Annotated in this window: 11 protein-coding genes and 2 pseudogenes; all 13 read right to left on the bottom strand. The window is 47.1% G+C overall.

Features of this window, described 5'->3' with window-relative positions:
• Nucleotides 1-2,349: pseudogene (locus tag EJE48_RS12985) on the bottom strand (PolC-type DNA polymerase III); the annotation flags it as partial.
• 105 nt (nucleotides 2,350-2,454) lie between these two features.
• A pseudogene (locus tag EJE48_RS12980) lies at nucleotides 2,455-3,048 on the bottom strand (PolC-type DNA polymerase III N-terminal domain-containing protein); the annotation flags it as partial.
• A 32-nt stretch (nucleotides 3,049-3,080) separates the two neighbouring features.
• Nucleotides 3,081-4,130 carry a flavodoxin-dependent (E)-4-hydroxy-3-methylbut-2-enyl-diphosphate synthase gene (ispG, locus tag EJE48_RS09895; protein ID WP_016408445.1) on the bottom strand — a complete coding sequence of 350 codons (1,050 nt, stop codon included), beginning with the start codon at nucleotides 4,128-4,130 and terminating at the stop codon, nucleotides 3,081-3,083.
• 58 nt (nucleotides 4,131-4,188) lie between these two features.
• Nucleotides 4,189-5,250 carry a M50 family metallopeptidase gene (locus EJE48_RS09890; protein WP_160117351.1) on the bottom strand — a complete coding sequence of 354 codons (1,062 nt, stop codon included), beginning with the start codon at nucleotides 5,248-5,250 and terminating at the stop codon, nucleotides 4,189-4,191.
• A gap of 36 nt (nucleotides 5,251-5,286) precedes the next feature.
• Nucleotides 5,287-6,432: a 1-deoxy-D-xylulose-5-phosphate reductoisomerase gene (locus EJE48_RS09885; RefSeq protein ID WP_118578721.1), complete on the bottom strand. Its 1,146-nt coding sequence runs from the start codon at nucleotides 6,430-6,432 to the stop codon at nucleotides 5,287-5,289.
• A gap of 17 nt (nucleotides 6,433-6,449) precedes the next feature.
• Entirely contained in the window at nucleotides 6,450-7,259 is an 810-nt protein-coding gene (locus tag EJE48_RS09880; RefSeq protein ID WP_118578723.1) for a phosphatidate cytidylyltransferase, read from the bottom strand.
• 11 nt (nucleotides 7,260-7,270) lie between these two features.
• On the bottom strand, nucleotides 7,271-8,011 hold the full coding sequence (locus tag EJE48_RS09875; protein WP_118578725.1) for an isoprenyl transferase: 741 nt from the start codon (nucleotides 8,009-8,011) through the stop codon (nucleotides 7,271-7,273).
• Between the two features lie 61 nt (nucleotides 8,012-8,072).
• Nucleotides 8,073-8,630 (bottom strand): ribosome recycling factor, encoded by a 558-nt coding sequence (frr, locus tag EJE48_RS09870; protein WP_016408450.1) that lies wholly within the window; start codon nucleotides 8,628-8,630, stop codon nucleotides 8,073-8,075.
• 28 nt (nucleotides 8,631-8,658) lie between these two features.
• Entirely contained in the window at nucleotides 8,659-9,363 is a 705-nt protein-coding gene (gene pyrH, locus EJE48_RS09865) for a UMP kinase (protein WP_118578727.1), read from the bottom strand.
• A gap of 197 nt (nucleotides 9,364-9,560) precedes the next feature.
• Entirely contained in the window at nucleotides 9,561-10,493 is a 933-nt protein-coding gene (gene tsf, locus EJE48_RS09860) for a translation elongation factor Ts (RefSeq protein ID WP_118578729.1), read from the bottom strand.
• Between the two features lie 132 nt (nucleotides 10,494-10,625).
• Nucleotides 10,626-11,348 carry a 30S ribosomal protein S2 gene (rpsB, locus tag EJE48_RS09855; RefSeq protein WP_016408453.1) on the bottom strand — a complete coding sequence of 241 codons (723 nt, stop codon included), beginning with the start codon at nucleotides 11,346-11,348 and terminating at the stop codon, nucleotides 10,626-10,628.
• Nucleotides 11,349-11,560: 212 nt separating this feature from the next.
• Nucleotides 11,561-13,732: a type I DNA topoisomerase gene (gene topA / locus EJE48_RS09850; protein ID WP_118578731.1), complete on the bottom strand. Its 2,172-nt coding sequence runs from the start codon at nucleotides 13,730-13,732 to the stop codon at nucleotides 11,561-11,563.
• Nucleotides 13,733-13,751: 19 nt separating this feature from the next.
• Nucleotides 13,752-14,846 (bottom strand): DNA-processing protein DprA, encoded by a 1,095-nt coding sequence (gene dprA / locus EJE48_RS09845; RefSeq protein WP_016408455.1) that lies wholly within the window; start codon nucleotides 14,844-14,846, stop codon nucleotides 13,752-13,754.
• Between the last annotated feature and the right edge of the window lie 201 nt (nucleotides 14,847-15,047).

Raw genomic sequence — 15,047 nt, 5'->3', positions numbered from 1 at the left:
GCCATACGCTGTTTTATCTGCCAATGTACCAATTGTCCCTGCCTTGAAAACCTTGCCCTCCCGAACAGCACCTCAGTATAGGCGTGCGCCTGCTGCTGATAATCACCAGAAAAGTTCAAATCAATATCAGGTTCTTTATCCCCTTCGAACCCAAGAAAGGTCTGGAAGGGAATATCATGCCCGTCCTTTCTAAGCTTATGTCCGCAGACAGGGCAGTCCTTATCCGGCATATCACAGCCGCTGCCTCCTCCATCGCAAACGCTTTTACTGTTTCCGATTCAAAATCGGAGTATTTGCAGTGGTCGCAGATATAGTGCGGCGGCAGAGAGTTTACTTCCGTAATCCCTGCCATATTTGCGGCAAAGGACGAGCCAACCGATCCTCGCGAACCAACCAGATACCCATCTGCAACGGATTTCCAAACCAGCTTCTGTGCGATGATATACAGTACTGCATAGCCATTGCTGATGATGGAATTCAGCTCTGTTTCCAATCTGTCCTGCACAATAGGAGGCAATGGGTCGCCATAGATGGAAATTGCCTTATCCATACAAATCTGGCGCAGCTCCTCATCTGCTCCTTCGATTTTCGGGGGAAAGGTATCATCGGGAATAGGCTTGATTTTCTCAATCATATCCGCAATCTTATTTGTATTGGTGATAACGATTTCTCTCGCCTTTTCCTCGCCCATATATGAAATTCCTTCAGCATCTCCTTTGTGGTGCGGAAATAAAGCGGCGGTGCCTGCTTGTCCGCATCGGCAAAGCCTTCTGCCTGCCTCTGCCGCCATGATGATTTTACGAAGGCGGCATCTTGCGGATCAATGAAATGCACATCACAGGTTGCCACAACAGGCTTATTGTGCTCCTCACCCAATGCAACAATCTGCTTATTGATGGCGATGATATCCTCCATGGAATGTACGCTTTCCACCTTCGGAGACTCAATCATAAAGCGGTTGTTGCCAAGCGGCTGAATTTCCAGATAATCATAGAAATTTACCAGCTCCTCAATCACCTGCTTTGGCTTTTTATCCAGAAGCGCGCGATAAAGCTCCCCTGCTTCGCAGGCACTACCCAGAATCAGCCCTTCCCTGTGCTGAATCAACTTGCTTTTAGGGATGCGTGGTCTGCGGAAGTAATAATCAATATGAGAAAGCGAAATCAATTCATACAGATTCCGCAAGCCGACATAATCCTTTGCTAGAATAATCGCATGATATGCCTTCAGCTTTTTATAATTTACCGTCTGGCTGGAGAACACATTAATATCGTCCACCTTATAGATTTCCTTTTCCACGAGCATGTCAATGAATTTCAGAAAGACCTCCGCCGTTGCTTCGGCATCATTGACCGCACGATGGTGTCCCTCCAGAGAAACACCCAACTGCTCACAGACGATATCCAGCTTATGCTTTTTCAGCTCCGGTAGAAGCGAACGGGAAAGCTCCAATGTATCCAGAACGGTATTTTTTACCTCAATGCCGCATTTTCGCTCTGCATTCAGGCGGATAAAGCCTGTATCGAAATTGGCATTATGCGCCACAAGCACCGCATCTTGGCAAAATTCCAGAAACTTCGGCAAAATTTCTGTAATGACAGGCGCATCGGCTACCATTTCATTCGTAATGCCTGTCAGCTTGGTAATCTCCGCAGGAATGGGGCGTTCGGGGTTCACGAAGGTGCTGAAACGGTCGATAATCTTGCCGTCTACTACCTTCACTGCACCGATTTCCGTAATGCTTTCGGTTTCCTTGGAAAGTCCTGTTGTCTCAATATCGAATACCACAAAGGTGTCATCCAGAGATTGTCCGCGCGGCATGGTGACAACGCTGCCCAAATCGTCAATCAGATAGGCTTCTACGCCGTAAATCACCTTCAAGTCGGATTTGCCGATTGCGTTCATCGCATCAGGAAATGCCTGCACAACACCATGGTCAGTAATGGCAATTGCCTTATGCCCCCATGCAATCGCGCGTTCGATATATTTTTTCACAGGTGTCACACCATCCATACTGCTCATCTGTGTATGCAGATGCAGCTCCACGCGCTTTTCCTCCGCATCATCCATACGGGGAGCAGGCGCGGCGGCAGTCATGATATTTTTCGCCATAATATCGATTTCCTTGGTATATTTATCAAACTGCACTTCGCCCTGCACGCGCAGATATTTACCCTTTTTGATTTTATCGCTCAGTTCGGCATCAAAAACACTTTTCTTCACGAAAAATTTCACTGTAGTCGAATCGCTCAAATCCGTAATATCAAAGGAAACAATATATTTTTCACCACGAATTTCTCTCGGCTCGATGTTATAAATACTGCCCTCGATAATGACATTTTCCCCGAGAATTTTCGTATCAATAATCTTCTGGTTTGCGCCGTTGATTTCTTTGCCAAGCAGAATCCCCTTGGAAACGGAGGAGGATACCGCTGCCACCTCTGCATTGGCTTTTTCCTGCACTGCCTCAGCCTGTGTGGTGATAATCTGTCGGCTTAGCTCCTCAAACTTCTTTTTCCTGTTGTTCTCAAGAGCTGCTCTGTCCGCTTCGGTTGCTTTCTGATTCTTAAATTGCACCAGAAGCGTTTCGCCCGTTTCGGTATGAATCATGTTCGCAATGGCATCATCCAGATGCTTCTGCGCCAGATAATATGCCATGTTATGCTTTACCAGAATTTGCAGCTTATGCTCCGTAACTCTCCACTCTGCGTCCGCAATTACACCTGCACAAATCTTGCTTTTTTGGCTCACAAGGGTTTTGATGCTTCCCCAATAGCCTGCTGCCAGTGCTTCGGGAGTTTTATCTGTCAGCTCATAGAAAACGGCAAGTGAAACCGCCTGTATCCCCGGAAGACTCTCTAAAAGCGCACCCTTCAGCTCCTCCTGCTTTTGCAAGGGAATCATCTTATTTGCGGTAATCTCGATACTGACAGTACGTTCCTTTTTATGTATCGTCAGCTTGCGTACCTCTGTGCCCTGAAAGGCTTCCAGAAGCGGCAGGGACAGCGAAATTTTCTGAAAGACCAGTTCAAATTTCTGTGCAGTCAAGTTGTCTCCCTCCTTTCCGTTTGGATTTATTATTAAATGCGGTCAATTTCCTCCATCAGTGCGGCAACGAGCTTGTCCTCGCTAACCTTGCGGACAATCTCGCCCTTCTTGAAGACAAGACCAACGCCCTTGCCGCCTGCAATGCCGAGGTCTGCCTCTTTCGCTTCTCCGGGGCCGTTTACCACACAGCCCATAACGGCAACCTTAATATTTTTCTGTATGCTTCTGCATTTTTCCTCGACCTCATTCGCAATGGAAATCAAGTCTATCTCTGTTCTGCCGCAGGTCGGGCAGGAAACGAAGGTTACACCGAATTGGCGCAGACCAAGGCTTTTCAGAATTTCTTTCGCCGCGCGGATTTCTTCGATAGGGTCGCCTGTCAGGGAAACACGAATCGTGTCCCCGATACCCATGGCAAGAATCGTCCCGATGCCGACAGCAGATTTAATCGTGCCTGCATAGGGCGTGCCAGCTTCTGTAATGCCGACGTGAATGGGATACGGAATTGCTTCGGAAAGCAGGCGATACGCTTCGATGGAGAACGGCACATCCGATGCCTTAATGGAAACCACGATATCATAAAAACCGAATTTCTCCAGAATATGTACATGCTTCATCGCGCTTTCCACCAAGCCCTGCGGTGTTACGCCGTCATATTTTTCCACCAATTCCTTTTCCAGAGAGCCGCTGTTTACACCGATGCGAATGGGAATCTGTTTTTCCTTCGCCATATCTACTACCTGCTTGATGCGTGCTTCGTCCCCGATATTCCCCGGATTGATGCGTACCTTATCAATGCCCAGCTCCATTACGCGCAGCGCCAATCTGTAGTCAAAATGAATATCCGCAACAAGGGGGATATGAATCCGTTTTTTGATTTCGCCGACTGCGTCTGCTGCCGCCATATCCGGAATTGCTACGCGCACCAGTTCGCAGCCCGCTTTTTCCAAGGCCAAAATCTGTGCCACTGTCGCTTCTACATCTCTTGTGTCTGTGTTGCACATGGACTGGATGATAATGGGATTCGTTCCACCCATTTTCAGACTGCCGATTTTAACTTCTCTTGTCAGTTTTCTTTCCATAGTCTCACCTTTTCAAAATTCAGAAAACGCCCAATTTACATCAGGCGTTTCGTTTCATTTAAATCATGTATTTTTTAATGTCACTGAAAATCACAAACGCCATCAGCCCCATCAGAAAAACGAAGCCTAAAAATTGCAGCTTGGATTCCGTTTCAATATCCATCGGCTTTCTGCGAACTGCCTCAATCAGCAGGAACAGAATTCGCCCGCCGTCCAGCGCAGGAATTGGAAACAGATTTAACACACCGAGGTTTGCACTCAGCACCGCACCGATATAAACCACGTTCTGGATTGCCGCCTTAATGCTGTATTGCAGCCCTGCCTGATAGCTTTGTCCAACCATATTAAAAATTGCAATCGGGCCGCCATATTCATCGGGGTTCGCCGTAAAGGTAAACACGCGCAGAAGTCCCTCTGCCGTCATTTTTACATAATTTATCATAGCGAATAGGCTGTAACGTGCCGTTTCTGCAATGCCCATTTTCGCGTAGCCGTCCACGCTTTCTGCAAGCAGCCCTGTTTTCACCTCAGGCGAAAAGCCAATCAGATATCTGCCCTGCTTCTCGTCCAGCTTTGGCTGCAGCTTATATTTATGATGCGTCCCTGCGGCATCCACCACGTCCAGCATCAGGCTTTCCCCGTGGTTGGACTGCAATGTATATTGCAATTCATCATAGATATGAATCGTTTTTCCGTCAATTTTTTGAATCCTGTCGCCAACCTCCAGACCGGACGCAGCCGCCGCGGAATCAGGCAAAACCTCTTTGATGACGGGCGTTGCCGTATAGGTTGTGCAGGTCAGCCCGAAAATCATGAGAAACGCCAGCAGGAAATTCATGACAGGCCCTGCCGCCATAACTGCCATTCGCGCGCCGACAGATTTGCTGAGGAAGGAGGTCGAGCTGGATGCGCCGTCCTCTGCTTCCCCCTCCATGCGACAAAAGCCGCCTAAGGGCAGGATACGAATACTGTATTCCGTATCTCCTTTGGTGCGGGAAAAAATCTTCGGCCCCATGCCGACCGCAAATTCCTGCACCCAGATGCCATTTTTCTTTGCAATAATAAAGTGTCCGAATTCATGCGCAATAACAAGAACACCCAGAAGTATTATGGTAATCAATAATGAGGAAATGTTCTCCACCTCCAGACAGAATTATCAGAAGCGCACAGACTGTGCATACGCCCTTGCCCATGCGTCCGCCTCCAGTAAATCCTCTAATGTATATTTATATTTGACAGTATATGCGTCCATCGTCCGTTCTATCAGTGAAGGAATCTGCAAAAACGTCAGCTCTCCCTTCAAAAAACGGGCAACTGCAATCTCATTTGCACCATTCAGCACTGCCGGCATTGTTCCGCCTGTTTTCAAGGCACAGTATGCCAGAGAAAGACAACGGAAGGTATCCAAATCAGGCTTTTCAAAGGTCAGATGGCTGCGCACGGAAAAATCTATCCGAGGAAACGGGCTTTGCACGCGTTTGGGATACGTCAGCGCATACTGAATGGGAATCCGCATATCAGGCTCACCCATCTGTGCGATGATTGCGCCATCCTCATATTCCACCGCGGAATGGACAATGCTCTGCGGATGCACCAGAACCTCAATCTGATCTACATCTACATCAAACAGCCATTTCGCCTCCATCACTTCCAAGCCCTTATTCATCAGCGTTGCAGAATCAATCGTAATCTTCTTGCCCATGTGCCAGTTCGGGTGCGCCAGTGCATCTGCCGCCGTTACATGCGCCAGCTCCTCGCGCTTTTTGCCGCGGAAGGGGCCGCCGGAGGCGGTCAGCAGAATACGCGAAATGCGGTTGTCTGCATTTCCCTGTAAGGACTGAAAGATAGCAGAGTGTTCGCTGTCCACAGGATAAATCCTTACATGGTGCTGTTTCGCAAAGTCCATTACAAGCTGTCCTGCGGAAACAAGCGTCTCTTTATTCGCAAGCGCGATATTTTTGCCTGCACGAATTGCTGCAAAGGTGGGCTGCAAGCCAACATTGCCGACTACAGAGGTCACAACTGTATCCACATCCTCGTATGTAGCCGCCTCGACCAGACCATCCATCCCGCTCGCTATGCGAATTTTCGTATCTGAAAGGCGACTCTGCAATGCCTTTGCGTTCTCCGCGTTCATCACCGCAATCAATTCAGGGTGAAATTTACGCGCCTGTTTTTCCAAAAGCGCAATATTTTTATTCCCCGTAATGGCGGCAACACGGATATCACCTAAATTTTCGACAACCTCAAGGGTTTGTGTCCCGATAGAACCTGTCGAACCCAAAATCGAAATTTTTCTCATTTTTTACACCTTCTGTTTTAATGAATCAGAAACAGCATGACATAGTATAACACAGGCGTGGTCAGAATGACGCTGTCAAACCTATCCAGAACGCCGCCATGCCCGGGCAGAAGATTCCCGTAATCCTTAATGCCAACCTGACGTTTGATGGAAGAAGCCGCAAGGTCACCAATCTGGGAGAGGATGGAGCCGAAGAATCCCACCAGACCGCAGAGCAGCAGCACATTTACCCCTGCAATGGGGTGGAAACGGTTAATCCAAAGACCATAAAGCAGGCAAAGCACCAATGCCGTAATGATACCGCCGATAGAGCCTTCAATGGTTTTTTTCGGGCTTAATGCGGGGCAAAGCTTATTTTTCCCAAGAAAATAGCCGGAGAAATACGCCCCTGTGTCACTACCAAAGGCAGAAATAAACGCCAGCCAAATCAGCAGCTTCCCGTGGTCAAATTCTCGTACGAGATAGACATGAGAAAGCAGGAAGCAGGCATAGAAAAAGCCAAAGAAGGATGCACAGCATTCCACATAGCTTGTTTTTCTGTAGCAAAGCACGCTGTAAATCAGCAGAGCAAGCACAAACAAAGAGGTAAACACGCTGAACAGCGTCTGTGTATACACAAGCTTATCCATGAAAACCACATAAAACAAGCCGAACAGATATGCAATGATATGTGCGCCCTTTACCTCACCTGCAATTGCACGATTGAATTCATACATCCCAATCAGACCAAGAAGCCCAACGCCTACATGCAGCCAAATGCCGCCGCTGATGACGATAAACAACAGCAGGGGAAGTGCCACCACAGCGGAAAGTATTCTCGTTTTCATACAGTGTCACCTCATTTCAATCTGCCGCCAAAACGGCGTTCTCTGTTCTGATAGTAATAAATTGCCCGTTCCAGTTCCTTTTTATCAAAATCGGGCCAAAGCGTATCGGAAAAGAAAAATTCGGAATATGCAATTTGCCACAGAAGAAAATTGCTGATTCTTTCCTCGCCGCTGGTGCGAATCATCAGTTCGGGATCAGGTGTGCCTGCCGTATCCAATGCATCAGAAATGGTATCCTCCGTAATGGCATCGGGAGAAAGCATGCCATCTGCCGTTTCCCTTGCGATTTTTGTTACCGCGCGGCGCAGCTCATCCCTGCCGCCGTAATTCAGTGCAACATGAACGGTCATGCCGTTCTTTTCTCTGGATAAATCCTCAATTTCTGCAATCGCCTTTTGAATATCTGTGTCCAAGCGACTCTTTTCGCCAATGACGTGCATCCGAATGTTATCCTTCACGAATTTCTTGAAATAATTTTTCAGATAAAACCGCAGAAGATCCATAATCGCCCCCACCTCTTCGGCGGAGCGTTTCCAGTTTTCCGTTGAAAAAGCATACACCGTCAGATGTTCCAAGCCAAGCTCCTTTGCGGCATAAATGATTCTTTCCAGCGCTTCCGCGCCTGCCTTATGCCCTGCTTTTCTGGGCAGACCGCGCTTTGTTGCCCATCTGCCGTTGCCATCCATGATAATCGCAACGTGCTTTGGCATCTTTTCGGGGTTCAGCTGAAAGGATTCGTTTTCATAAAGCATAAATTGCCTCCCTGTAACAAAACCCCTCTCCGAAGAAGAGGGGCTTGGATATTTTGATGAATTAAACGGTAAGGATATCCTTACTCTTCGCGTCACATTTCTTTTCGATTTCAGCAACGTATTTATCTGTCAGCTTCTGTGTTTCATCTTCTAGATCCTGCAATTGATCCTCTGTGATTTCCTTCGCTTTTTCAGATTTTTTGAAAACATCCATAGCATCTCTTCTGATGTTTCTGATTGCGACCTTAGACGCTTCTGCTTTTTTCTTAACTTCCTTTGTCAGTTCCTTACGTCTTTCCTCTGTCAGTTCAGGGAAAACCAGACGAATCACCTTGCCGTCGTTATTGGGGTTGATGCCCAACTCGGACATATTGATTGCCTTTTCGATTGCCTTCAGCAGGGACGCATCCCAAGGCTGAATCTGCAGCAGACGAGGCTCGGGAACCGTAATATTCCCAACCTGATTCAAGGGTGTAGGTGTACCGTAATATTCCACCATAATCTTATCCAGAACATGGGGGTTTGCACGGCCTGCGCGGATGGTGCCGTAATCACTGTCCAACGCGGTCAATGTCTTTTTCATTTTTTCTTCAAAAGGTTTTGTCAGTTCAGATGCCATACTCGTTTCCTCCTATGTGAACAAAATCTTACACAGTTACAATCGTACCGATTTTTTCGCCGCCGACTGCGCGCATAATGCTGTTTTCCTCATTCAAACCGAAGATGATAACAGGAATCTTGCGCTCAAAGCAGAGATTTGCGGCTGCCATATCGATAACCTTCAAATTGTTCTTCACAATATCCTCTGCACGGATGCAGTCGATTTTCTTTGCGTTGGGGTTGGTTGCAGGGTCGTCATCATAAACACCGTCAATGCTCTTGGCAAAGAACAGACCATCCACATCCAACTCTGCACCTCTCAGGGCAGTAATCGTATCCGTAGAGAAGAAGGGGTGTCCCATACCGGCTGCAAAAATTACTACTTCGCCCTTTTCCAGATGCGCAAGAGCGCTTTCCTTGGAAAATTGCTCTGTCATTGTGCCGATGACGATGGGTGTCTGTACGAATGCCTTGATGCCGTTCTGACGGAACGCATCTGCAACATAAATCGCATTCATAACTGTTGCGAGCATGCCAATCTGGTCTGCCTTTGTGCGATCCATCTTGGAATCTGCACTTCTGCCTCTCCAAAAATTGCCGCCACCGATAACCAGAGAAACCTGTGTCCCCTTTGCCATCACAGCCTTAATCTGTGCAATCAGCCCCCAGATGATGCTGTCGTCAAAGGTAACCCCCTTTTTCTCGCCTGCCAGCGCCTCGCCGCTCAGTTTCAGCACAATTCTTTTATACATTTTTACAGCCTCCTTACTACTCTAATGTATCACAAATTACAGAAAATTTCCAGATATTTTCTCTGCGGCTATGCAGAATATAAAAAATTTTAAGAAATTATAAAAATATCCGAAAAGATTCCTTTAAAAAAGGAAACGCCGGAGCAATCAATGCAGTAGCGTTTCCTTTTCATTTTTAAAAATAACCCGTTAACGAATTAGTTCATTGCCTTTGCAACTTCTTCTGCGAAGTTTTCATCTTTCTTTTCCATACCTTCGCCTGTTTCAAAACGAACATATCTTGTGATTTCGATGGGTGCGCCAACAACCTTTACAACGGAGTCGATGTACTGTTTTACAGTCATATCTGTATCCTTAACATAGGGCTGCTCTACCAGGCAGAATTCCTTCAGTTCTTTTTTCAGTCTGCCTGCAATCATCTTTTCGATGATGTTGTCGGGCTTCTTTGCATTCTTAGGATCGTTCTTTGCCTGTACTGTCAGGATTTCTGTTTCCTTTGCAATGAAGTCAGCGGGAACATCGTTTTCTGTGATGAATTTAGGGTTCAGAGCAGCAATCTGCATTGCAATGTTCTTGCCCAGTTCAACCAGCTCTTCTGCTTCGTTTTCGCAAGCCAGTTCAATCAGAACGCCGATTCTGCCGCCGCCGTGGATATAGGAAACCAGCTTACCTGCCTGTGTCTTTTCATATTTTTCAAAACGTCTGATGTTCAGGTTTTCACCGATGACAGCTACCTGCTGAGACAGTGCTTCCTTTACTGTGAACTGAGGGTCAAGTGCCCATTTTTCTTCAAAGAAAGCGTCCATATCTGCTGCTGTTGTTTCGGAAGCCTGTTTTGCAACTGCTGCAACATAGTCTCTGAATACCTGGTTCTTTGCAACGAAGTCTGTTTCGGAGTTTACTTCTACGATTGCACCAATCTTGTTGTCATCGCTCAGGTATACTGCAACCATACCTTCGGATGCGATACGGCCTGCCTTCTTTGCGGATGCAGCCAGACCTTTTTCTCTCAGCAGCTCAACAGCCTTTTCCATGCTGCCGTCAGCCTCTGTCAGAGCCTTTTTGCAATCCATCATGCCTGCGCCTGTCATTTCTCTCAGTTCTTTTACCATACCTGCTGTAATAGCCATGTTTGATTCCCTCCTAAATAATCTTATGTGCGTATCTTTTTCCGTCTTCTGCGAAAAAAAGCTGTTCCGTCTGATATAAAAAGAGCCTCAGCCCGTTTTAGGCTGAAGCTCGGGCAAATGCCTTTTTCTGAATTATTCAGCTTCTACTGTTTCTGTTTCAGCTGCTTCCTGTTCACCCTGCTTGGATTCCAGAACTGCATCAGCAACCTTGGAAGCAATCAGCTTTACTGCGCGGATTGCGTCATCGTTACCGGGAATTACGTAATCGATTTCATCGGGATCGCAGTTTGTATCAACGATAGCAACTGTGGGGATGCCCAGTGTGTGTGCTTCCTGCACAGCGATTCTTTCTTTTCTTGTGTCAACGATGAACATCATATCGGGAACCTTTTTCATTTCCTTGATACCGCCAACGTTTTTCTGCAGTTTTTCCATTTCGTGCATCAGCTTTGCAACTTCTTTTTTGGGCAGTACATCAAATGTACCGTCTTCCTGCATTTTTTCCAGATCTTTCAGTCTTGCGATTCTTGTTTTGATTGTTGTGAAGTTTGTCAGCATACCGCCCAACCATCTCTGGTTTACATAGTACATGCCACATCTTTCAGCTTCTTCACGAATGCATTCCTGTGCCTGCTTCTTTGTACCTACGAACAGGATTTCGCCGCCGTCTGCGATGCATTCACAGATTGCTGCATAAGCCTCGTCAACCTTTTTTACTGTTTTCTGCAGGTCGATGATGTAGATACCATTTCTTTCTGCGAAGATGTATTCTGCCATTTTAGGGTTCCATCTTCTTGTCTGGTGGCCGAAGTGAACACCGGCCTCTAACAGCTGTTTCATAGAAATTACGCTCATTGTATGAACCTCCTATTGGTTAATCCTCCGCATCCGTTTGTCGGGAAAACTGACCCTGTCAGCACCAATCCGCTTTTTTTCGGATACGTGTGTACTAAAAGTTACCTATGGGATTATAGCATATCCAAAACCAAAAAACAACCGTTTTTCTCAATTTTTTTAAAAAAGAGAAAAGCAGCTGTCTTTTGCATGATTTTTGTGTTGTATTTCGATTATTCTTCGTTCTCTTCCTCTGCGGGCTTTTCCTTCATATAGCCGCACTTTTCATTGGAGCAGACGATTTTCGGATTCTTTCTGCCCTTTTCCTCCAGAAACGCACCGCATTCGGGGCATTTTTCGCCCGTCGGCTTATTCCAGCTCATAAAATCACAGCCGTCGCCGTTGTGCTCGCAGCCGTAATAAATACGTCCCCTCTTGGTCTTTTTAATCAGAACCTTGCCGCCGCATTCGGGGCAGTTCACGCCTGCTTCTTCAAAATAGGGCTTTGCATTCTGACATTCGGGGAACCCCGGGCAGGCTAAGAATTTACCGTAGCGACCGTATTTGATAACCATATTTCTGCCGCATTTCTCGCAGACAATATCGGTTTCCTCGTCCTTGATTTCGATTTTCTCCAGCTTCTCCGCCGCATTCTCCACGCTTTTTTTGAAATCGGGATAAAAATCACGGATAATCTGCTTCCATTCCTCCTTGCCCATTTCCACGTCATCCAAACGCTTTTCCATGTTCGCCGTGAAATCAATATCCACGATGTCGGGGAAATAGGTTTTCATGATTTCATCAACCATTTCGCCCAGCTCGGTCGGGAAAAGATTTTTCGCTTCCTTCGTCACATAATGTCGTGCCTGAATCGTGGTCAGTGTAGGTGCATAGGTAGAAGGTCTGCCAACACCGATTTCCTCCAGTGTTTTAATCAGGGAAGCATCGGTATATCTTGCGGGGGGCTGTGTGAAATGCTGTTCGGGCAGAAGCTGCTCCGCCTGCAGAATATCCCCCTGTGTCAGCTTGGGAATGACTTTTTCATCCTCCTCCTCGCCCTTGCTATAGGCTTCCAGAAAGCCGGAAAAGCGCAGTCTGGAGCCGGATGCACGGAAGGTATAGTCCCCTGCCGAAAGCTTTACAGAAAGCGTATCATATACCGCAGGGCTCATCTGGCTTGCCACAAAGCGCTCCCAGATAAGCTTATAGAGGCGATACTGGTCTTTGGAAAGGGAATCTTTGATGCTTTCGGGTGTTCTGCTCACGTTTGTCGGACGAATCGCCTCGTGCGCATCCTGTGTTTTCCCCTTGGATTTATAAACGATTCTTTCAGGGTTTACAAAGGCATCCCCATAGGTTTCTTTGATAAATGCAACGGCTGCTTCGTATGCTTCATCGGAAATGCGGAAGGAGTCCGTACGGATATAAGAAACCAGACCGACCGTTCCCTCGCCCTTGACATTCACGCCTTCATACAGCTGCTGCGCAATCATCATGGTTTTCTGTGTTGCCATGTTCAGGTGCTTGCTCGCCTCCTGCTGCATGGTACTTGTGGTAAAGGGGGCAACGGGCTTTTTCTGTCTGCTGCCTGTTTTTACGTCCGTAACGGCAAAATCCTTACCCTTCAAGCCGTCCAGAACTTCGTTTGTTTCCGCTTCGTTGGCAAGCTCTGTTTTTGTTTCACCCTTGCCGTAAAATTTCGCTTCAAAGCCCTTGCCATCCGCATCCTTCAGCTTTGCGCCCAGCGTCCAGTATTCTTCGGGGATAAATTCGCGGATTTCCCCCTCTCTGTCGCAAATCAGGCGCAGCGCAACAGACTGCACACGACCGCCGCTCAGACCCTTCTTCACTTTTTTCCAAAGCAGGTCACTGATAGTATAGCCCACCACGCGGTCGAGTACACGGCGCGCCTGCTGTGCATCCACTAAATCCATGTCAATATCTCTTGCTTCGGTAATGGATTTTTTTACTGCCGTTTTCGTGATTTCGTTAAACGTAATACGGCTGATGGGTTTTTCCTCACCCAGATTGAGCGCGTGAAGCAGATGCCAGCTGATGGCTTCCCCCTCACGGTCCGGGTCAGTTGCGAGGTATACCTTATCAGCAGCCTTTGCATCCTTGCGCAGCTTGCCTAAAAGCTCCCCCTTCCCACGGATGGTAATATATTTCGGTTCAAAGTCATGCTCAAAATCAATACCCATCTGGCTTTTCGGCATGTCACGCACATGTCCCATGGATGCTTCGATTTTGTAATTGTTCCCCAAAAATTTGCCGATGGTTGCTGCCTTTGCAGGAGACTCTACGATAACCAGATATTTCTTTCCTGTTTTCGCAGCCTTTTTCACCGTTGCTTTCTTTTTTGTTGTTTTCTTTGCTTCTTTTTCTGCCGTGGCTGTTTTTGCCATTCGTTTCTCACCTCAGTTTTCAATGTGCTCTGATATAGCCTGCCTGCGGTATTTTTTCAATATAGCCGGAAAGCTCTAACAAAGACAGAATATACTGCACCTCCTGCACCTTTCTGCCAAGCCTTCTGCAAAGCGCTTCGGCGGAAATCGGGGTACTGTCCTCAATCAGATCGAAAATTTCCTTTTCCTCAGGCGAAATATTTTCCGCCGTTTTAATCTGAAATTTTACCTTTTCTGTTTCTTTATATGCAATGCCCAATGCCGACAGGATATCGCTGCCCTCCGTAATGATGGGACAGCCCTGCTTAATGAGGGCGTTCGTGCCGTAGCTTAATGCACTGGTGACATTTCCCGGGACGGCATAAACCTCCCTGCCGTAATCCAGTGCCAGATCTGCCGTGATAATCGTGCCGCTTCTCTTTCCTGCTTCGACCACCACAACCATTTTGCTCAGTCCCGCAATGATGCGGTTTCTGTTCGGGAAATTCTTAGCAACCGCAGGCATTCCGGGCGGATATTCGGAAATGACGCAGCCGTTTTCGATGATGCGCTCCATCAGCTCCTTATTTTCCGCAGGATAGCAAATATCCACACCGCAGCCGAGCACAGCAATCGTTTTTCCGCCACCATCCAGAATCCCTCTGTGTCCCTCGCTGTCAATGCCACGCGCCATGCCGCTGACCACAATCACATTGGTCTTACCCAAGTCTTTCGCAATGTCATAGGCAACCGTTGCGCCGTAACGGGAGCATTTTCTTGCACCGATGATAGCAACCGTATCAATTTCATCATCGGGAATCTCTCCACGGACATAAATCCCAAGCGGCGGATTCTGAATTTCCCTCAGCAGCCGGGGATATCTTGGATGCCAGTAGGAATAAAAATCAATTTCCTTTTCCTCTAATTCAATAATCCAATCGTTCAGTTGGTCTTCCTCTCTGGAAAGGAGCAGACCTTCCGTCAGCTTCTCTCCCAGAATCGCAGACCGCCGAATTGCAGAGGGTTCCGCACGCCAAACGGCTTCTGCACTGCCGAAATGCTCCAGGAGACGATGCGCACGTTTCAAGCCGATGCCATCAATCCGCGTCAGCCACATCAGATAATATTCTTCCATACGAACACTCCTTCCCCTCTGTGAGTTACGACCTATACTATAAATGCTTTCTTTTCAAAATTCAATACCAAATTTTTTAAAACTTTAAAAATTCAGCAATTATGATGTATATAGCAGATGGATTTTTGTGTTCTGATTGAAATTTTTGTGAAAAATTGTTATGATGTAAAAAAATTGTTCAAAAACAAAAAGAAAAGAGGC

The organism is Anaerotignum faecicola (assembly GCF_003865035.1).
Taxonomy (GTDB): domain Bacteria; phylum Bacillota; class Clostridia; order Lachnospirales; family Anaerotignaceae; genus Anaerotignum_A; species Anaerotignum_A faecicola.
This window is presented reverse-complemented; position numbering and strand designations above follow the sequence as displayed.

What these genes read in the sequence shown, in the direction of transcription:
- ispG (WP_016408445.1), bottom strand. Translation starts at nt 4,130, where the DNA reads ATGGAAAGAAAACTGACAAGAGAAGTTAAAATCGGCAGTCTGAAAATG.
- EJE48_RS09885 (WP_118578721.1), bottom strand. Translation starts at nt 6,432, where the DNA reads ATGAGAAAAATTTCGATTTTGGGTTCGACAGGTTCTATCGGGACACAA.
- EJE48_RS09880 (WP_118578723.1), bottom strand. Translation starts at nt 7,259, where the DNA reads ATGAAAACGAGAATACTTTCCGCTGTGGTGGCACTTCCCCTGCTGTTG.
- EJE48_RS09875 (WP_118578725.1), bottom strand. Translation starts at nt 8,011, where the DNA reads ATGCTTTATGAAAACGAATCCTTTCAGCTGAACCCCGAAAAGATGCCA.
- frr (WP_016408450.1), bottom strand. Translation starts at nt 8,630, where the DNA reads ATGGCATCTGAACTGACAAAACCTTTTGAAGAAAAAATGAAAAAGACA.
- pyrH (WP_118578727.1), bottom strand. Translation starts at nt 9,363, where the DNA reads ATGTATAAAAGAATTGTGCTGAAACTGAGCGGCGAGGCGCTGGCAGGC.
- tsf (WP_118578729.1), bottom strand. Translation starts at nt 10,493, where the DNA reads ATGGCTATTACAGCAGGTATGGTAAAAGAACTGAGAGAAATGACAGGC.
- rpsB (WP_016408453.1), bottom strand. Translation starts at nt 11,348, where the DNA reads ATGAGCGTAATTTCTATGAAACAGCTGTTAGAGGCCGGTGTTCACTTC.
- topA (WP_118578731.1), bottom strand. Translation starts at nt 13,732, where the DNA reads ATGGCAAAAACAGCCACGGCAGAAAAAGAAGCAAAGAAAACAACAAAA.
- dprA (WP_016408455.1), bottom strand. Translation starts at nt 14,846, where the DNA reads ATGGAAGAATATTATCTGATGTGGCTGACGCGGATTGATGGCATCGGC.